The sequence below is a fragment of the Candidatus Pseudothioglobus singularis PS1 genome, from assembly GCF_001281385.1.
Taxonomy (GTDB): domain Bacteria; phylum Pseudomonadota; class Gammaproteobacteria; order PS1; family Pseudothioglobaceae; genus Pseudothioglobus; species Pseudothioglobus singularis.
On the sequence record NZ_CP006911.1, the window covers coordinates 217,365 to 237,115 of the forward strand.

The following is a 19,751-nucleotide window of genomic DNA, read 5'->3' on the forward strand; positions in this document are numbered from 1 at the left end:
CATAAACTCGCCTATTTAGTCAAACTGGAATGGTTGTCTTCAAGAATCATTTCAGCTGCTTTCTCTGCAATCATCATGGTTGGTGCGTTCGTATTGCCAGATACAAGTTCAGGCATGATTGAGGCATCAACAACTCTTAATCCAGAGACTCCATGAACCCTGAGACGATCATCAACTACACTTTCTTCATCATGTCCCATCTTACAGGTGCCGACAGGATGATAAATACTTTGACTATGATTTTTAGCCACTTCTAATAACTCCTCATCCGATTCAAAGGAATAGCCGGGAACATATTCATCAAGAATATTATTTTTAATCGAATTAGCCTTCGCAATTTTTCTTGCAACTTTAATAGAGTCAATTGCAATTTGTCTATCAGATTCTGTCGACAGATAGTTTGGAATGATTGTTGGGAGATCGTTTGGATTTGAAGATTTAATTGAAACTTCTCCTCTACTTTCCGGCCTTAAGTTACAAATAGACATTGTAAATGCAGAAAATGGATGAACACCATCTCCAGGTTTATCAGCACTTAATGGCTGCATATGAAATTGTATATTAGGCCTTGAGCCGTCCAGGGAGGTATTGGTAAAGGCAAAGACTTGACTTGCGCTCAGTGTTAATGGACCCGTTCTAAAAAGCATATACTGAAGACCAATCAGCCCTTTCTTCCACCATGTGTTGAGTTCATCATTCAAGGTTCTTGTGTTAGTTTTATAAACCATCCTAACCTGGAGATGGTCCTGCAAGTTTTTTCCAACTGAAGGATTGTTATGAATTGTTTTGATACCCAGTTCACTTAAGTGTTTATCATCCCCGATTCCAGAAAGTTGTAATATTTGTGGTGAACTAATTGCTCCTGCAGACAGAATAACTTCTTTATTTGCATGAATTATCTGATTAGATTGTCCTTTATTTTGAGAACATTCAACACCAATCGCCTTTGACCCTTCAAAAATTACTTTTCCCAGTTGTGTATTGGTAACAATGGTCAAATTTTTTCTAGATCTAATTTTTCTGTTTAAAAATGAACGGTATGAGCTTCTTCTGAAGCCTTTATGTGTTGTTTGTTGAAAATAGCCAACCCCTTCTTGCTTCTCTCCATTGCAATCTGAGTTGAAAGGAATCCCTACTTCTTCAGAGGCTTGGATAAAAAGGTCAGCTATTTCTCTTCGAAGTCGGAGATTAGAAACTTTAAGTTCTCCATCAATACCATGGAATTCATTTGCACCATTTTCTTGACACTCAAACTTTTTAAAATAAGGAAGAACATCTTTATATGACCAGCCTTTATTTCCCAGCTTCTCCCAGTTATCATAGTCATGTCTATCGCCTCGGATATAGAGAAGTCCGTTAAGGGCACTGGAGCCTCCAAGTACTTTTCCTCTTGGCCAATCAATCCTTCTGTTATTTAAACCTTTGTCCTTTTCAAGCTTATACATCCAATCAAATTTGGGATTATTCATGGTTTTGAAATACCCAACTGGGACATGAAGCCAGATGTTATTGTCTCTTCGACCAGCCTCAATCAATAGAACCTTGTTTTCTGGGTTTAGAGAGAGTCGGTTGGCGAGCAAGCATCCTGCTGAGCCTGCACCAATAACAATGTAATCGTATTCCTTAAGCATTTTTATATGTGGTATTTATTATCACTACCTATTAAATGTAGTTTTATTTTTTTAATAAAGATTAGACTTACTGGACTTCAATTATAGGTAAAACTTTAAAGCATCTAGTTATGAATAAAAAAATAGATTGACTTACGTTTTTTTTATAAATAGATTGAAACATATATATCAATTGATGTATACTGGTTGTTAGCTAAATGCATATTATATTGTGTGTTTAACTACTTATATATAAATTATTAGGAGATTTTATGTTTAAAAGTAAAGTTGGTTTATTGGCCGCTGCTGTCGTTGCGTTTAGTTCAAGCGCTATGGCTGATGGTCATATCCATTTAAAAATACAATCTGTATTAAACTCTACTGGTAGTGAAGTTGGCTATGTTAGAGATTTTGCAGAAGATGTTGCTGCATTGACTGATGGCAGAGTAACGATGGAAGTCCTCCCTGGAGGTTCTGTTGTACCTAACTCTGACCTTATTGATGCTGTAGACGCTGGTCTAATTGATGGCGGATTTGCATGGACTCACTACTGGTCTGGTAAGCACCCAGCAGCAATGCTGTTTGGCTCACCAATCGCTGGAGCTGGCCTTGGTATTGATAATATCGCATGGCTTTCTTGGTTCCACAGTGCGGGTGGTAAAGAGTTATACGATCAATTATGGGACGAGATGGACCTAAACGTTGTTGGTTTGATGCTTCAACCAGTTGGTCCTGAAGCGCTAGGTTGGTTTAAAGAGCCAATCAATAGTATGGATGACTTCCGTAAGCTAAGATTCCGTGCACCTCCAGGAATCCCAGGTCAAACATATAAAGATATTGGTGTTGCAGCTGTAGCTATGGGTGGTGGTGATATTCTTCCAGCACTTGAGAAAGGCGTAATTGACGCAGCAGAATGGTGCTGCCCAGAGCCGGACAGAGACTTTGGTTTCCAGAAAGTTCTTAAGTACTATTACCTACAAGGACTTCACCAGAACGTTGTGAATGCTGATATGTATATCAACGGTGACAGATGGAATGAAATTTCTCCACGTGACCAAAGAGCGATCCATGTTGCTGCAAGAGCTGCAAGACTTGACTCTATGTCAAATCGTATCTATGCAAACGGTATTGCAATGGCAGACTTGCTAGAGCAAGGCGTTCAGCTAATGGATACGCCTGATGACTACTTCGTAGAGTTTATGGCTGCTGCGAATGCAACACTTCAAAAGAACGCTGATGAAAATGCATTCTTTGCTGAAGTATGGGCATCACAGAGAGATTTCGCTGAAAAAGCGGTACCTTTCTGGTCAGGAGCTCAGTCTTCTAACGCTAAGTTAGGTTTAGCTTTTGCGAAAACTTTACAGTAAAGATTTTTCGTAAAACTTAAAAACTAAGTTGCCAATAGTGAAAACTGTTGGCAACTTTTTTTTATCTAAATATGTTTTTTCTAACTTCAGGTTCTCCTTTATCCTGAAGTTAGAAAAGCCATATTAATAGAAGGGTTTTATTTAATGAATCCTAAAATTTGTTACAATAGCTGTAGTGTTTTTTAGTTTTATAATTAGGTGCATTTATGTCAGAAAAAGAAGATATTGGTGAATTAGACATTACAGATGAAATGATCGCTGAGGGCAGATCATATACCGGTGTCATGCCGGATGATATGCCTAAGTTAATGGCAAAAACGATTCTCAGTATTGATCTCTTTAGTCTCAGGGTTGGTCAGATTGCATGCTGGTTGACCGTTCCAGTATTCACTGCCATGTTTATTGAGGTTGTGGGAAGACACTTCTTTGGCTCTCCAACAATGTGGGCATATGATATTAGCAGAATGGGTGCGGGAGCAATGTTTATGCTCGGTGCTGGTTATGCTTTATCCAAAGGCGTTCATATACGAGCAGACTTTATGTATCGAGATTGGTCGGTCAAGACTCAAGCAATCATTGATTTAACGCTCTACTTATTATTTTATTTTCCTGGGATTATTGGTGCAGCATGGGCGTGCTACAAGTATGCCTATAAATCTTGGTCGATCATGGAAAGAGGAATGGATACTGCCTGGATGCCTTACATGTATCCAATTAAGTTTGCCCTATTTATTGGATTTATTTTCCTATTAATTCAAGGTGTTTCAGAGGTGCTTAAGTGCGTGTATGCAATAAAAAATAGGAGATGGCCGTGAGTCCAGAAGTTCTAGGCATTGTCCTAATATTAACCATGTTGTTTGCCATATTTATTGGCTTTCCAATCTCATTTACATTAATTTTCTTAGGGGTCTTCTTTGGCTACATAGGTTTTGGGGATCTTGTTTTTTATTTAATGACCTTCCAGTTTTCTGGGAGTATGCTTGAGCAAACCCTTGCAGCAATTCCATTGTTCACCTTTATGGGTATTCTCATGGAGAAGGCCAACCTCATGGAGAGGTTGTTCACATCCGTTCAAATGGCTCTTGCAAGAACCAAAGGTTCATTATTTGTCGCTGTTCTTTTTGTTGCAACAATCTTTGGAGCGGCAACAGGAATTGTAGGTGCTTCGGTTACTATTCTTGGAATTATGTCTGCGAAGACAATGAATAGATCGGGTTATGACGTGCGTTTAGCAGCAGGAACGATTACGGCTGGCGGTACGCTGGGTATATTAATTCCGCCGAGTATTATGCTTGTTGTTATGGGCCCAATACTCAACGTTCCAGTAACAGATTTGTTTGCAGCAGCAATTATGCCTGGCCTTATGTTGGCTGTCCTTTATACAGGTTACACGCTGATTAGATGTCACCTAAACCCTAATTTAGGCCCAGTCGTTCCAGAGGACTTGATTCCAGATTCTATGAAAGAGGTTTGGGTGGAGTTCTTTAAAGGCTTGGTGCCACCCGTTCTTTTAGTCGGGTCATCTCTAGGAAGTATATTGGCTGGTTGGGCAACACCAACTGAAGGTGCTGCGATGGGAGCTGTTGGTTCAATATTACTAACTCTAGCCTACCGTAAGCTTACTTTTGAGTCTTTTAAAAGCTCTCTTCTAAAAACTTTAGAGATCACTACTTTAATTATGGTTTTGGTGTGTGCTTCTAACTTCTTTGGATCAGTATTTTCAAGACTGGGTACGCCAACAATGATCACAGAATATTTGATGCTGCTTGATCTTCCGCCAACTGCGATTCTGTTAATCATAATGGCCTTTATTTTCTTGTTAGCCTGGCCATTAGAATGGGTTCCAATTGTGCTCATCATTATTCCAATTGTCTTGCCTCTTATTGAACAACTAGGATTTAATCTTACTTGGTTTGGAATACTGGTCGCTGTTAATCTCCAGACGGCATGGCTGTCACCTCCTGTTGCCTTATCCGCCTACTTCCTCAAGGGAGTGGTCCCAGAGTGGGATTTGGCAGATATCTATAAAGGGATGATGCAGTTTATGGCGATTCAGGTTGTTGGACTTGCACTGATCATTATCTTTCCGCAAATTGTACTTTGGTTACCAACTTACCTCTATGGATAAAAAGAGTGCGGTTCAAAAAGGTTTGGTTGAAAAGTAATTAAGAATTAATTACTGAAAAATTGAATTACAATGATTCACCGAATGTACTATTTTGAGAGTGAATGTACTCGATATCACTCGTATGAACGTATGATGTTCGAATCTCAATAGTTTCATTGTGATAGGTTTGACCAATCCGATCTATTTTAAGAATAGGTGAACCTAACTCAATATTCAGCAGCTTAGAGATTTTCTCATTAGAAGTGATCGCTTTTAGTTTTTCTGAACAGTTAGTGATAAAGATATTAAATTTATTCTGATATAGATTGTAAATTGTATTTGCTCTATTTTTAAAAATCTCTTCATTAAGTCCAGGAAATTTATCCTGAGAGATAATAATTTTATCAACGATATAGAATTTCTTATTCAGGCCTAGCTTGTTATAAATTCTATAAATAGCACTTCCAGTAGGAATATTTAAAGATTCAGCTTCAGCTTTAGATGCCTTCTTAGTCTCAAAAGAGATAAATTCGACAGTTGGACTTTCTTGTTTTTCAGTTCCATTTAAAGCAAAGTGAAAATACTCAAAAAGGAAACTGCTATTATCGTGCTGAAAGACAAAGGTCCCGAGACCTTGCTTGCGAATAAGAAAGCCTTCCTTTTCTAGAACGCCTACCGCTTTCCTGATTGTGCCAATAGATACCTGAAAAAGTTCAACGAGTGTCTTTTCATTTGGAATGAGTTGCCCAGGTCTGAGTTCATCTCTGTAAAGGCAATTGAATAGTTCATTGCGAATTTGTAGCCAAAGAGGCGTTTTACTGTCTCTATCGATATCAAATTTGAGATCAGTAATGCTCATAGATTAATTAATAAAAATCATTTAAAAAGAAGGCTTTAAGATCACCTTGGCTGACGCCATTGTACCATTGTGTAAACTTTGAAAAGCTAAATTCGTTTCTGATAATGGCATCTCTTCAATCCAGGATAAATCTCCAAAATCTCCATTTTCAATTGACTTTAATGCAGATCTAAAGTCCTCCATGTTGTAGGTATAACATCCCACAAGCTTTATTTCTTGGAGGGTTATTTTTCGAATATCAATGTTGCTACTCCAGCTAAGCAGTCCAACATTAACCACTACGCCTCCAGCTCTGACAGAGGAAACGGATAGCGCATTTGTTTTCTCACTTCCCACGCAATCAATCACGACATCATATGTGTCTTCCTTGACTGAGTCAGTAATTGGGTTAACAGGGTTAACACCAACATGATCTTTAACACAAGAATGACGAGCCTCATTCGTTTCAAGGACAGTCATTGTGACGCCATGAGACTTCAGTAAAAGTGCAGCTAGAAGACCAATAGCACCCGCACCGACAACAAGCACATTACACTCGCTGATTGGTTTGAAGGAGCTCTCTATGGCAAGATTGACAGCGTGGACTACTGTGGCTGCAGGCTCAGTCAGCGCTACATGGTTTGAGTTCATGGTATTGGGCGCATGAACAAGGCATTGATTGGGTATCGTCATGTATTGAGCAAAAGCACCTTGTCTGCTCATTCCTATCATATCTCTATCGCTACATAAGTTATCTCTACCCTGGAGGCAGTATTCACATTTTCCACACGTAATAAGTGGATTACCTGTTACCTTTTGTCCTTTATGGGTACCCTCAACAATCTCACCACAGAACTCATGTCCCAAAATTAATCCAGGATTTCTTCTTGGATCCTTTCCATGGAATGCGTGCATATCAGAGCCACAAATACCAACCGACTCAATGCGCAGAAGAACATCATCATCGCGGTCAATTTGGGTAGAGTGATAATCATTTATAAAGGTCATTTCGTTAGGTGCGGTATATACCACTGCTTCCATTTTATCTATCATGCTGCTGAAAATCCTCCATCAAGAAATATAGTTTGACCCGTGACATATGAGTTAGCATCACTACACAAAAAGACGCTTATTCCAAATATATCCTTTTCTTCGCCGTTACGACCCATCATCGTTTTATCAGCTAAAGTTTGTAATTTACCCGGGTCTTGGAATAATGATTCCGTTAAGTTGGTTCTAAAAAACCCTGGAGCTATGGCATTCACTAGCACACCATCTTTAGAGTAAGCTTGCGCTAAAGCGCGTGTTAGTTGCATAATTCCACCTTTACTTGCGCCATATGGAATGCTATTATCAAAAGCCCTAAGAGATTGAAGTGAGGCGATATTTATAATTCTACCCCAATTATTTTCTCTCATTGAGTCTGCAACAAGTTGACTTAAATGGAAGGGTGCTGTTAAGTTAATATCGATTGTTTTTTGCCATTCATCAAGCGTAAGATCCTCAGCTGAAGTTCGCAGATTAATTCCTGCTGCATTCACTAAAATGTCTATTCGGTTGGACTCTTGATGGATCAGGGAGACAACATTTTCAAGGGCTTCACTGGAAGTGACATCCAGTTGAATGAATCGCCCCTCAGTGCCCTGATCTTTTAATTCTTTGAGCGTTTCATCTGCATTATCTCGACTACTCGCAATCCAGACAAATGCGCCTGCTTTTGCAAGCGCAAGTGCCATCATTTTTCCTAATCCGCTAGTACCACCAGTTATCAGAGCAACTTTATTCTCAAGAGAAAAGTCTGACAAGCTCATGCTTTACTCTAATACTGGAGCGCCAAGATCAAAAGTCTCTTCAGGGAAGTATTTACTAAGTCTGATATCAGAGGCTCTTGCATGACCCTCCATCCCTTCCAGTCTGGAAATTCTCGAAGATGCCTGTGCAACCTGACGGGTTGATTCACGATCCATACGCTGCCATGTTAATACCTTCAAGAATTTGTGTGCTGAAAGCCCACCTGAGTATCGACCTGCTGCCTTCGTTGGAAGAATGTGGTTTGGACCTGAAGCTTTATCACCAAAGGTAACTGTAGTCTCTTCTCCAAGGAATAATGAGCCGTAGCAAGTCAAGTTTTCAAGCCACCAGTCAAGGTCCTTGCATTGAACTTCAAGATGTTCTGCAGCATACTCATCAGAAATTTTAACTACTTCTTCATCAGAGTCACAAACAATCACTTCTCCATAATCTCTCCAAGCACAGAAGGCTGCATCTTGAGCTGTTGGAGGTAGTTTTTCAATATACTCTGGTATCAGATCCATTACTTTTTCAGCAAGAGCCTCTGAGGTAGTGAATAGCCAACCAGGAGACTCATGACCATGCTCCATCTGACCAACTAGATCAATAGCAACAACATCTGCATCAGCATCTTCATCTGCAATGACTGCGACTTCTGATGGCCCAGCAAAAACATCGATTCCAACTTCACCAAATAAAGTTCTCTTCGCTTCTGCTACAAACTTGTTTCCAGGCCCAACAATAATATCTGCTTTCTTCCCAGTAAATAGACCATAAGCCATACTTGCAATCGCCTGAACACCGCCAAGCGTCATCACATGATCTGCTCCAGCAGTTTTCATTGCATAGAGGACATATGGATGAATACTCTTGCCTTTGTATGGCGTAGAGCAAGCAATAATGCAAGGAACTCCGGCAGCCTTTGCAGTGGCAATACTCATATACGCAGATGCAATATGGGCATACCTTCCAGTTGGAACATAGCAGCCTGCTACGTTAACTGGAAGTAATCTTTGGCCAGCTTCAACGCCGTTATTTTTAGTATGGAACTCTTCTATTGAGTCACGCTGAGCTTTTGCAAACGTGTAAACCTGCTGACAAGCAAAATCAATATCATCCTTGACGTCTTGTGGAACGTCAGCTGTAATTTCGTCAATTTCAGCAGCAGATAGTAAAATATCACCTGTCCAGGAATCTAATTTTTCAGCATAATCTCTGACAGCTTGCTCACCATTTTTATCAATGTTAGCGAGCATATCATGGACAACCTTTTGTGCTTCGAGTACATTTGATTCTGCAGACTTATCAGCTTTCTTTAAGTATTTCATATAATTTTTTAATCCAATTAAATTTAATTTATGCGCTTTCGTACAGGCGCGTTAATACAAACTCTTGATGACCCAGGATTTCTGCTGCAGTCATTCTTCCATTTGAAGTATGGATAAGAGATTCAAGAAGCATATCACCAGCTTGATCCATATTGATATCACGCTTTAATAAAGCAGTTACATCAACATCAACATGCTCTGACATTGTTCTTACTGTCCTTGGATTTGCGCAAACTTTAATAACAGGCAAGATTGGGTTTCCAATAATGTTTCCTTGACCTGTAGGGAATAAATGAGCGACATAGCCAGAGGCAGCACATAGGGTTACCATCTCTGCAGCAGCAGAAGAAGAATCCATAAACCACAAGCCTTTACTGGTAGGCATTTCAGCCTTATCTAAAACACCATCAACGACACATTTTTTACCAATTTTTTGAATATTTCCAAGTGCCTTTTCTTCAATTGTTGTTAGGCCCCCTTCAATATTACCTTTAGTCGGCTGTGAGTCTGACAAGTCATCTGTTTTAAAACGCTCAATCATATCTTGATAGCGATTAAACATAAACATAAATTGATCGGCAACAGCATCATTTGCACATCTTGCTTTAACTAAATGCTCACCACCTGTAATCTCTGATGTTTCACCAAAAAGCAGGGTGCTTTGTTTTTCATAAAGCTTGTCAAATGCATTTCCAACTGTTGGATTTGCTCCAAAGCCTGAGGTTGTATCTGACTCACCACATTTTGTTGATACCCATATTTCACTGATATCACAAGGCTCTCTTTGAAGTCCTGAAGCGTAATGAACCATGTCATACGCAGCTTTAGAAGCATCAGCAATTGTTTGGATATCACCTTTCTTTTCAATAGAGAAGCCTTGAACTGGCTTACCCGTTGCAGCAATACCATCAACAATTTTTTGAGTCCAGCCTGGCTCAATTCCTATGACAACAACTGCAGCAACATTTGGGTTAGCACCTGTTCCAATCATGGTTCTGAAATGGAGGTCTAAATCCTCACCAAATTGCAGCCTACCATATGGATGAGGCAGTGCAATCGTCCCTTTAATATTATTACTAACAGCTTCACAAGCAGCATTTGAAATATCGTCAACAGGGAGGATTACTACATAGTTGCGTATTCCAACTCTATTATTGTCACGTCTATAGCCGTAGATTTTTTGATCTAAATTTATCATTACCACCTCTTTGTTTTAACGTTATGAACATGTAGATGGTCACCAACTGCAATTTTTGCAATTGTTCTGCCAATATCTACACCATATTTGATGACTGTATCATCTTCATTAAGGTCTTTGATCGCAAGTTTATGACCAATAGGAATATCTTGATTGATCTTAATGTCTATTAAGACATCTTGATCCATTATCCACCCCGTTATAGTGTCATTTGCTTTTAGACCTTCAACTGTAACAACGCCGACGGAATCGTCTTCGTCATGAACTATAAATTGAATCATGCCTACTCCTTTCTAAATAATTAAAAAAAATCTGTGATTAAATTTTGCAATAAAATTTAATGAGAAGTATATTATATCATATATATGAATTTTTTTTACTGAGATATTGAAAAAAATTGTAAATTATCGATATAAAATTTAGTTTTATTCTGAAATATCTCGGCATAAAATTCAAAGTAATAGAATTAGATTTCTAAAGTAATAATTTAATCAATAGAGGTTAAAAATGAAAAATTTTTTCTTAATTATTTTGTTGAGCTTGGCTCCTTTATCAGTTTTATCTGAAGTGGGAGATCTCTATTACTGTGAGATGACTCAGGCAGTTGAAATAAAAGAGGGTAAGCTGATTAATTATATTCCCCAAAAATTTAAATTTAGAATTATCAAAAGTGATTTAATAGAGTTTGGACAAGAGGCAAATTACTTTAGTGGTCTTGAGCTCAAGGTGCTCGAATTTGCATCTAATGGAGAAGAGTTTTACGGAGAAAATTTTGAATATTCGTATGGAAGTTTTTATTTTGCTGATGTTTTTAGGCGGCCATCAGCGGGTATAAACAAACTTACAGCAACAATGCTAAGTGCAGAATGCGCTGTTGTAGATGATTATTCTGTATAGTCAACAACTATTAACCCGTTTATATTTGAAATTATGATTTCAAGAGCTGTAAAAACAAATCGACTTGTTAGGTTATTTGGTTTGACTAAGGTCCCCATGATTTGGTATTGTCGCCCAAGGGTCATTGAGCATAATGATGAAAAGATTGAAATTAGAATGCCTCTTAAAAGAAGAACAAAAAATCATTTAGGAAGCATGTACTTTGGCGTCCTGGCAGTTGGTGCAGACATTACTGGTGGGTTTCTTGCTATGAATCCAATCCAAGAGAGTGGGCGTAATATTGCTTTAATCTTTAAAGACTTTAAGGCCGACTTTCTTAAAAGACCTGAGGGTGATGTTCATTTCATATGTAAAGATGGACTGGCAATAAAAGAGTTGGTTAATCAAGTTGCGCATTCCACTGAAAGGCATAACTATACATTGAGTATTGAAGCTATAGTACCATCTATCTCCTCTGATGTAGTCGCAAGGTTTGAGCTTACACTTTCCTTGAAAGACAAAACTTAAAGTATGCATCAAAATCCTATCAATAATGACCCTCAAAATGCTAATATCAAGCCAGCGTTGCTTGAGTTATCTCAATTTAAACTTGCGCTCATAATCACCATTCTTTGTGTATTATTTTTTCTAATTATTCAGCCAAATCTAATGAAATTTTTGTTATTTTCATCGCCCATGTTGTGGGAGTGCATGTAGTCTAGATTCGCAATATAAAAAATTTATAAAATCCTTATTTTTGATAGGGTTTATCTGTGATAATTCACTTTTGAAACTATAGGGTAAAGTTAATGGTTTATATTGATTTAGCTCCCACGGAGCTTATTAGTGAGTCATTGAATCGAAGTGAGGGTTCCCTCACAAATACGGGCGCTTTATTAGTTGAGACTGGAAACCGATCTGGCAGAAGCCCAAACGATCGTTTCATTGTTGATGAGCCTTCGACATCAGAATTTATTGAATGGAGTGAGGTCAATAGACCTTTTTCTGAAGAAAATTTCAACGCTTTGTGGACTAAAGTTGAGAATCATTTGTCCAAAAATGACTCCTTCAGATCACACCTTCATGTAGGTGCTCACTCTGAACATTACCTTCCAGTTGAGGTCAATACGGAGACTGCTTGGCAGGGCTTGTTTGGACGAAATATGTTTATAAAGCCTGATACCTTTAACCCAAAAGGTAAAGAGCTATGGTCTATTCTGAATGTTGCATCCTATGTCTGTGATCCTCAAACAGACGGCACAAATTCCGATGGCGTTGTTATTATTAATTTTGCTCAAAAGAAGGTCTTACTTGCTGGAATGAGATACGCAGGTGAGATGAAAAAAGCAATGTTTTCAGTACAAAACTTTTTACTCCCTGAAAAAGACGTTTTACCAATGCATTGCTCTGCAAATGTTGGAGAAAATGGTGATACAGCTTTATTTTTTGGTCTATCAGGAACTGGAAAGACGACCCTATCAGCTGACCCTGAGCGTTATTTGATTGGAGACGATGAGCATGGCTGGTCCACAGGTTCAGTGTTTAACATCGAGGGAGGTTGTTATGCAAAAACCATTAACCTTTCCCAAAAAAATGAACCTATTATTTGGGATGCTATCCATCATGGCGCCATTGTTGAAAATGTAAAAGTTGATCACAATGGTCTAGCTGATTATGACGATACGACTATTTCTGAGAATGGTCGGTGTTCGTATCCATTAGAGCATGTTAAAAAACGTGTTAAAGAAAACTCAGCAGGCGAACCAAGGGTTGTTATTTTCTTAACCTGTGATGTATCTGGAGTACTTCCACCTGTCTCAATTCTGAGTAAAGAGGCGGCAGCTTATCATTTTCTTTCAGGGTACACTGCGCGAGTAGGCTCAACAGAGCTAGGCGCTCAAGCTGGCATAAATCCAGCCTTCTCGTCATGCTTTGGAGCGCCGTTTATGCCAAGATCGCCAGGAAGCTATGCCAATCTGCTTATTAAACGACTTGCAGAGTTTGATACTCAAGTTTACCTGGTGAATACTGGTTGGACTGGGGGCTCGGGTGCTCCTGGAGGATCTGGATCGAGATTCCCAATCCCGGTCACTCGGGCAATAGTCTCAGCATGTCAGAGCGGTGATTTACTTAATTCAAAGGTCAGGCATCTTGACGATTTAAATCTGGATATTCCGTTGTCAATACCAGGAGTAGATGATACTTATCTCAACCCGCGTGATACCTGGGAGAATAAGTTGGACTATGATAATGAGTCATCAAAACTTGCAAAGTTGTTTTCTGAAAACTTTAAACAGTTTAATGTTGATGAGTCAATTATTGCTGCAGGACCTATAGAAGTTAGTAAATAAAATTCTGTATAAGTAAAACCACAACTGCGATGATAATGGCAGCAATGACGACTGGTGGGGTGTTTTTCATAAATGAATTATAAATATTCTTTCTGTACTTTTTCATGTAAATAACACCTTTTAGCCAAAGATTTTCTATATTATTTTATGGCTTAAATCATTTAATATTCGAAGTCATAATGGCAATCAAAGCGTTTTCACGTCCTTTCACACAGCAAGAGTCAATTAGCCAAGAGGCCATTGATGCTGCAGTGGAGGTCCTTAAGTCTGGCAGACTTCATCGATATAATACCGTTGAAGATGAGCTTTCAGAGGTTTCCCTTTTGGAGCAAGAATATGCTAATTATCAAGGATCAAAATACTGTTTAGCATGTGCGTCAGGTGGTTATGCTATGAGTGTTGCCCTTAGAGCTGCGGGCCTTCAGCCTGGGGAGAGTGTTCTCACAAATACCTTTACTCTTGCGCCTGTTCCTGGCTCAATTTCTAATGCGGGCGGAAAACCAATTTTCATAGAGATTACAAAAGACCTTGTCTTAGATCTAGATGATTTATCTAAGAAAGCCAATTCAAGTGGTGCACGTTTTTTACTGATCTCTCATATGCGTGGTCACCTCGTTGATATGGATCAGTTAATGAAAATTGTCAATGAAAATAATTTAATACTTATTGAGGATTGTGCTCATACTATGGGTGCCCAATGGGGTAAACAAAAGAGCGGTAATTTTGGGCTTGCTGGTTGCTTTAGTACTCAAACCTATAAGCATTTGAATTCTGGTGAGGGCGGACTCTTGACATCAAATGATGAGGAGTTTATGGCCCGTGCAATAATATATTCTGGGTCCTATATGCTTTATGAAAGGCATGGGGCCTCTCCAAAGGCAGAGGTATTTGAAAATATTAGGCTTGAAACCCCAAACTATTCAGGGCGCATGGACAATCTCAGGGCCTCCATTCTTAGGCCGCAACTAGGTAATCTAGATAATAATGTTGAGCGTTGGAATGAGCGCTACCAGTTAGTTGAGAGTAAGTTAAGACAAGTCAAAGGAATTGAGGTTCCAGTTCGCTTTAAAGAAGAGAGATACGTTGGAAGCTCAATCCAGTTTAGAATTCCAGGAATTTCAAACTCTGAAGCCAAAACGTTTATTGAGAGTAATAAGAAACTAGGTGTTGAGCTGAAATGGTTTGGAAATGATGACCCAAATGGGTTTACAAGTAATCATAAGAGCTGGAAATATGTGAGCTCCCAAGAGCTCAAAAAATCAGATGAAATCTTGTCTTGTTTATTTGACTTAAGGTTGCCGTTAACGTTTACTCTTGTTGACTGTTCTCATTTGTCAGAGGTTATTATTGAATGCGCGGGTCAGCTTCTTGATCAGTAGTTACCGCTTTCTTGAAGAGCCATATTGCCTCCAGCAATCCATCCAGAGGTCCATGCGCTTTGAAAGTTGAATCCTCCAGTGATACCATCAATATCCATAACTTCACCAGAAAAAAATAATCCCGAGCAAATTTTGCTTTCCATCGTTTTTAGATTAATTTCTTTGAGGTCGACTCCGCCGCATTCGACAAACTCTTCTTTGAATCGACTTTTTCCAAGAATACTGAGTTCACAGTGAATCAAATTTTCTATAATTTGATTTAATTCATTTTTGCTAATTTCAGACCAATTTTTTTCTTTTGAAATTGAGCATTTAACAAGAAGCTGCAGCCAAAATCTTTTGGTTAGGGCTTTTGGATAGGCATTACCAATTGAGGTTTTAGTGTTGCTATTTTTAATATCTTTTAGAAGGTTTTCAGCATCACTCAAATTTTCAATGCTTAGCCAATTCACAATAATTTTAGCTTTGTAGTCAGCATGCATCATTTCACGTGCAGCCCAGGCTGATAGCTTTAAGAGGGCAGGACCACTCAAGCCCCAGTGGGTGATTAGCAGAGCGCCAGTTTCAGCAAAGGGCTTTGCGTTTTCAATGTTAAGGGTTAGTGTTGCATTAGTAAAAGAGGTGCCGGATAAGTTTTCTAAGACGGGATCGGCAATTTTGAACGTGAAAAGAGATGGAGCAATTTCTGTTATTGAGTGGCCAAGAGATTTTGCAAGATCGTATCCTAATGGCTTGCTACCAGTAGCAATTAAAACTGAATCAGCTATGAATGACTCATCCTTATTTATAGATAAAGCTATTTTTCCATTCTGAAGTTTATTTATAGCAGTAACATTCGTTTTATTTTTTAATTTAACTTTGTGTTTATGAGTTTCTTTGAGAAAGCAGTCAATAATGGTTTCTGAGTTATCTGTTACTGGAAACATGCGCCCGTCACTTTCATGCTTAAGGGCAACTCCACGATTTTCAAACCACTCAATGGTATTGGATGCATGAAATTTTTGTAAGGGAGAGAGGAGTTCTTTCTGTCCACGTGGATATTTTAGGCTGAAATCTTTGATATCAAAAAGATGATGAGTTACATTGCAGCGACCACCACCTGAAATTCTAACCTTTCTTAAAAAACTTGTGGTTGCTTCAAAGACGCAAATATTAACATCAATATCTTTTTCTTTGGCAATTTCAGCGCAGCGAATCGAGGCAAAAATTCCACTTGCACCTCCTCCAATGATTGCGATGGTTTTCTTTTTTGTTGGGCTCATTGTAATTGAATATTAATTTGATGATCCCGGATGTGATTAATTCAGTACCACCTTACCATACCTATAATTCCTGCTGTCGCATAAAAGAATTGAAGAAAGAGAATTCCTTTATGTTGACCCAGATATGCCCAATAGCCTATGGAGATGGCTGATATAAGAAGTAAAAGAAAGCCAGCAAATTCAACGCCAACATTCAACGCCACCATCATCGAATACAAAATTGCTGTAATCACTCCAAACCATTCAAAAACTTTACTTTTCATAATAACGCCTTCTAGATTAATTCAGTTGAGACAGCTATAACTGCAATAGCCAAAAGAGCAAGTGTTTGCAGAACTAGCAGTGCGATTGATTTACCACCCAATTCCATCATTGATTTTAGGGAAGTTGTTACCCCGAGACCTGCAATCGCGAATACTAAGGACCACTGTGAAACACCGGCAAGGAATTCAGAGAGAATTGAGGGTATAAAACCACTACTATTGATCACTAAGCACATTGCAAATGCAAGTGCAAACCAAGGGAAGGCTTTAGGGCTGATATTGCTGGTTGCATCGCCTCTTTTCAATAAAATGGCTATCACAATCACAATGATAGGGAGCATTGAGATCCGAAGCAGTTTAATAAATGTGGCTATATCCCCTGTCTCATTGGATACAGCATAACCAGCACCAACAACTTGAGCAACATCATGAATCGTTGAGCCGATTAGAATTCCAATTTCAACCTCACTAAACTCAGCCATTGAGAAAAGGATGGGATAGATAATCATTGCGATCGTTGATAAAGAGGTCACACAGACAACAACAAACAAGGTGTCACGATGCCTGTCTTTCCAGTTTGGAAAGACTGAGGCAACAGCGAGTGCAGCAGCAGCACCACAAATTGCAACAGCACTGGCAGTTAAAAGTGCAAACAGATGTCGTCTTCCCATCAACCTTGCAATAAGCCAGCTGACGCCAATAGATAAGAGAACTAGAATAGGAACAAACAAAAGAGCGTTTGTTCCAAGCCCTAAAATTTGATCAAGTGTGACTCTGAAGCCTAATAATGCAACACCAAAACGCAAAATCTTTTTACTTGAAAATTCAATGCCTGGAGCACAACGTTCATCACTTGAGAGAAAGTTAAACGCTATTCCAATGAGAAGAGCAAACAACATGACTGGTGCTTTGTAATGAAGACTCAGAAATCCAGCCGCGGCCGCAATGGTTCCAACAACAATTAGACCTGGTGAAAGAATATTAAGTCGGTTCTGTATGTTGAGTAATGCTGATTTCATATTATCAGACGCTATGGCAGATCATTAAAAGATAGGATATCTGTCACAAGTATAGCACTGCTGAAATCATTATCCTTCGCAAACGCTCCCGGAAAGCCAATACACTTAATTGAGGCTGCTAATGCAGATTGCATACTGACTTCAGTATCTTCAATAGCAACACAGTCCTCTGCTTTTAAATTAAGCTCTGAAAGGGCTTTTAGATAGATGTCAGGACTTGGTTTTGTATTTGAAACCATTTTGTCGTTGCCAATGAAGTTGAAATTGCTTCTATGAAGTTGATTCTTAAGCGCTTGAAAGACGGCATCTACATTGTCTTTGGAGGTGCTAGTCACAAATGCTAGCTTTATCCCATTTTCAAGCGCTTGATCTATAAAGTTAGCAACGCCAGGTCGAAGCAAGACATCTCCACTAGCCATAAGGCCATCAAAGATTTTAGTTTTTTCCTCATGCAGTTTGCTTGCATCCACCTCAATGCCTTGATGAGCCGCAAAGTCTTCAATTCTTTGACGACCACCAGATTTTTTTAGTAAATCTTGATATTGCGCTGGACTCCAATTCCAGTCTAGTCCATTTTCAGAAAACGCTTGATTGAATGCATTTCGTTGAAGCTCTGAAGTTTCAATAAGTGTTCCAATTGATCCAAATAGGATTGCTTTGTAATTCATTGTTTTGCCCTTAAAAAGTTGTAATAGTTCTATAGTGAAGTATTCACGTATCTACTTTTTAGATACACAAAAGTGCAGCATTTTAATTAAAAATGCTTATTATCGCAAGACATAAATGGTGGAGATGGGGGGAATTGAACCCCCGTCCGAAAACTTTCAGTCAAGAAGTCTACATGCTTAGTAAAGGTCTATTGAGTTAACTTTTTACCACCCGACCCACAGGGATGTAGAAAGCGATTTTAGTTTAGGTTTTAACCCTATTATCCTAAAATAATAATAGTGGCGAGTCTGTTAGCGACCGTTATCCTAAAAGTACAGACAACTCCTAAGTAACGGTTAGCATTATGCTGCTAAAGCGTAGTTGTCTTCGTTTGCAACTATTATTTAAAGAACGTTTTTACGAGCAATCTTTGTCCTCGACATGCATCCTTGAAATCCAACTCCTCGTCGAAGCCATGTCATCCCCAGATGGGTATATTATACTCTTGATTAATTGAATTTAGCTAATTGTCACTCTAGCAAATTTTCTTTTGCCTACTTGAAATACGAGCGTGCCTTCGTCAAGTGCCAAGTCTTTATCAGTAAGCTTTTCACCATCAACTTTTACGGCGCCCTGCTTAATCATTCGAAATGCCTCTGAGGTTGAACTAACAAGATTAGAGTCTTTTAGAAGGTTTGCTACCTTAATTCCCTTAGAAAAGGTGAATTCATCCATTTCATCTGGAATTTGGTTTTTTGCGAACCTATCTATAAAGTTTTGCTGCGCTTTGAGTGCTTGATCTTTGTCATGGAATCGCGTAATTATCTCTTCCGCTAATCGAAACTTAACGTTTCTTGGGTTTTCACCATCCTCTACTTCTTTTTTCCAGGATTCAATGGTTTCAAGTGATTCAAAGCTTAACAGTTCAAGATAGCGCCACATAAGATCATCTGAAATCGACATGATTTTGCCAAACATGCTATCAGGATCTTCATCAATACCAATATAGTTGCCGAGTGACTTGCTCATTTTCTGAACGCCATCAAGGCCTTCTAAAATAGGCATTGTCAGGATGACTTGAGGCTCCATATTGGTCTGCTTTTGAAGCTCTCTGCCAACCAAAAGATTAAATTTTTGATCAGAGCCTCCTAGCTCGATATCAGCTCTCAGTGCAACAGAGTCATAACCCTGAACGAGAGGATATAAAAATTCATGAATCGAAATTGCTTGGCCGCCTTTGTAGCGTTTGGAAAAGTCATCACGCTCAAGCATTCTTGCAACGGTCTGTCTTGATGCCAGTGATATCATTTCTGCAGAGCTCATTTTGCCCATCCACTCAGAGTTAAAGGCAATCCTAGTTTTATCCTTATCCAAGATCTTAAAGACTTGATCTTCATAGCTTTTGGCATTTTCAAGGACGTCTGCTTTTGTGAGCGGTTTGCGGGTTACATTTTTTCCGGTAGGATCTCCTATCATGCCTGTAAAGTCACCAATCAAGAAAATAATTTCGTGACCCAGATCTTGAAGCTGCTTCATTTTATTGATGACGACAGTGTGCCCCAGATGAAGATCTGGTGCAGTTGGATCCATTCCCAGCTTGACTCTTAAGGGTTTGTTTTTTTCAAGTTTCTTCTTAAGCTCTTCAAGAGGTAGTATTTCATCTGCTCCTCTTTGAATAATTGCTAGTGTTTCGTCTATTGTCATTTTAAATGCT

General features: G+C 38.9%; 19 protein-coding genes and 1 other RNA gene. 7 read left to right on the forward strand and 13 right to left on the reverse strand.

What is annotated here, in order from left to right:
- Nucleotides 1-11: 11 nt before the first annotated feature.
- Nucleotides 12-1,631 (reverse strand): GMC family oxidoreductase, encoded by a 1,620-nt coding sequence (locus W908_RS01050; RefSeq protein ID WP_053819601.1) that lies wholly within the window; start codon nt 1,629-1,631, stop codon nt 12-14.
- A 251-nt stretch (nt 1,632-1,882) separates the two neighbouring features.
- Here W908_RS01050 and W908_RS01055 point away from each other — a divergent pair, with 251 nt between their 5' ends.
- From W908_RS01055 to W908_RS01065, 3 genes are all read left to right on the forward strand, one after another.
- Nucleotides 1,883-2,977: a TRAP transporter substrate-binding protein gene (locus tag W908_RS01055; protein WP_020023561.1), complete on the forward strand. Its 1,095-nt coding sequence runs from the start codon at nt 1,883-1,885 to the stop codon at nt 2,975-2,977.
- Nucleotides 2,978-3,183: 206 nt separating this feature from the next.
- The gene (locus W908_RS01060; protein ID WP_020026573.1) at nt 3,184-3,792 is read left to right on the forward strand and encodes a TRAP transporter small permease subunit; all 609 of its coding nucleotides are present in this window, start codon (nt 3,184-3,186) and stop codon (nt 3,790-3,792) included.
- Nucleotides 3,789-5,105, forward strand: coding sequence for a TRAP transporter large permease (locus tag W908_RS01065; protein WP_053819602.1), 1,317 nt, complete (start codon nt 3,789-3,791; stop codon nt 5,103-5,105). Before W908_RS01060 ends, W908_RS01065 begins: the two co-directional genes overlap by 4 nt.
- 64 nt (nt 5,106-5,169) lie before the next feature.
- On the opposite strand, the gene W908_RS01070 is transcribed toward W908_RS01065, so the two are convergent.
- From W908_RS01070 to W908_RS01095, 6 genes are read right to left on the reverse strand one after another with little or no spacing between them, the layout of a single operon-like run.
- Complete coding sequence (locus W908_RS01070; RefSeq protein WP_053819603.1) at nt 5,170-5,943, reverse strand: GntR family transcriptional regulator; 774 nt, start codon at nt 5,941-5,943, stop codon at nt 5,170-5,172.
- A gap of 21 nt (nt 5,944-5,964) precedes the next feature.
- Complete coding sequence (locus tag W908_RS01075; RefSeq protein WP_053819604.1) at nt 5,965-6,975, reverse strand: alcohol dehydrogenase catalytic domain-containing protein; 1,011 nt, start codon at nt 6,973-6,975, stop codon at nt 5,965-5,967.
- Complete coding sequence (locus W908_RS01080; protein ID WP_020026571.1) at nt 6,972-7,733, reverse strand: SDR family NAD(P)-dependent oxidoreductase; 762 nt, start codon at nt 7,731-7,733, stop codon at nt 6,972-6,974. The genes W908_RS01075 and W908_RS01080 overlap by 4 nt, the downstream gene beginning before the upstream one ends.
- 3 nt (nt 7,734-7,736) lie before the next feature.
- Nucleotides 7,737-9,041, reverse strand: a complete 1,305-nt coding sequence (hisD, locus tag W908_RS01085; protein WP_020023555.1) for a histidinol dehydrogenase — start codon at nt 9,039-9,041, stop codon at nt 7,737-7,739.
- A 28-nt stretch (nt 9,042-9,069) separates the two neighbouring features.
- Nucleotides 9,070-10,239 carry a UxaA family hydrolase gene (locus tag W908_RS01090; RefSeq protein WP_020023554.1) on the reverse strand — a complete coding sequence of 390 codons (1,170 nt, stop codon included), beginning with the start codon at nt 10,237-10,239 and terminating at the stop codon, nt 9,070-9,072.
- Nucleotides 10,239-10,520, reverse strand: coding sequence for a UxaA family hydrolase (locus tag W908_RS01095; protein ID WP_020023553.1), 282 nt, complete (start codon nt 10,518-10,520; stop codon nt 10,239-10,241). The genes W908_RS01090 and W908_RS01095 overlap by 1 nt, the downstream gene beginning before the upstream one ends.
- Before the next feature lie 226 nt (nt 10,521-10,746).
- On the opposite strand from W908_RS01095, the gene W908_RS01100 reads away from it, so the two are divergent.
- The 4 genes from W908_RS01100 (at nt 10,747) to W908_RS01120 (ending at nt 14,845) form a co-directional block, all read left to right on the forward strand.
- The gene (locus tag W908_RS01100; protein ID WP_053819605.1) at nt 10,747-11,136 is read left to right on the forward strand and encodes a hypothetical protein; all 390 of its coding nucleotides are present in this window, start codon (nt 10,747-10,749) and stop codon (nt 11,134-11,136) included.
- Nucleotides 11,137-11,169: 33 nt separating this feature from the next.
- On the forward strand, nt 11,170-11,643 hold the full coding sequence (locus W908_RS01105; protein ID WP_053819606.1) for a PaaI family thioesterase: 474 nt from the start codon (nt 11,170-11,172) through the stop codon (nt 11,641-11,643).
- A 281-nt stretch (nt 11,644-11,924) separates the two neighbouring features.
- Nucleotides 11,925-13,466, forward strand: a complete 1,542-nt coding sequence (locus tag W908_RS01115) for a phosphoenolpyruvate carboxykinase (protein ID WP_053819608.1) — start codon at nt 11,925-11,927, stop codon at nt 13,464-13,466.
- Between the two features lie 179 nt (nt 13,467-13,645).
- Nucleotides 13,646-14,845, forward strand: coding sequence for a DegT/DnrJ/EryC1/StrS family aminotransferase (locus W908_RS01120; RefSeq protein ID WP_053819609.1), 1,200 nt, complete (start codon nt 13,646-13,648; stop codon nt 14,843-14,845).
- On the opposite strand, the gene W908_RS01125 is transcribed toward W908_RS01120, so the two are convergent.
- The 6 genes from W908_RS01125 to tyrS form a co-directional block, all read right to left on the reverse strand.
- The gene (locus tag W908_RS01125; protein WP_053819610.1) at nt 14,839-16,107 is read right to left on the reverse strand and encodes a BaiN/RdsA family NAD(P)/FAD-dependent oxidoreductase; all 1,269 of its coding nucleotides are present in this window, start codon (nt 16,105-16,107) and stop codon (nt 14,839-14,841) included. The two genes, W908_RS01120 and W908_RS01125, sit on opposite strands and share 7 nt — an antisense overlap.
- Before the next feature lie 41 nt (nt 16,108-16,148).
- On the reverse strand, nt 16,149-16,370 hold the full coding sequence (locus W908_RS01130) for a hypothetical protein (protein ID WP_020023546.1): 222 nt from the start codon (nt 16,368-16,370) through the stop codon (nt 16,149-16,151).
- Between the two features lie 11 nt (nt 16,371-16,381).
- On the reverse strand, nt 16,382-17,389 hold the full coding sequence (locus tag W908_RS01135; protein WP_053819611.1) for a YeiH family protein: 1,008 nt from the start codon (nt 17,387-17,389) through the stop codon (nt 16,382-16,384).
- 11 nt (nt 17,390-17,400) lie between these two features.
- Nucleotides 17,401-18,057, reverse strand: coding sequence for an HAD family hydrolase (locus W908_RS01140; RefSeq protein ID WP_053819612.1), 657 nt, complete (start codon nt 18,055-18,057; stop codon nt 17,401-17,403).
- Between the two features lie 116 nt (nt 18,058-18,173).
- Nucleotides 18,174-18,523: a transfer-messenger RNA gene (ssrA, locus tag W908_RS08675) on the reverse strand.
- 33 nt (nt 18,524-18,556) lie between these two features.
- Nucleotides 18,557-19,741: a tyrosine--tRNA ligase gene (tyrS, locus tag W908_RS01145; RefSeq protein ID WP_053819613.1), complete on the reverse strand. Its 1,185-nt coding sequence runs from the start codon at nt 19,739-19,741 to the stop codon at nt 18,557-18,559.
- Between the last annotated feature and the right edge of the window lie 10 nt (nt 19,742-19,751).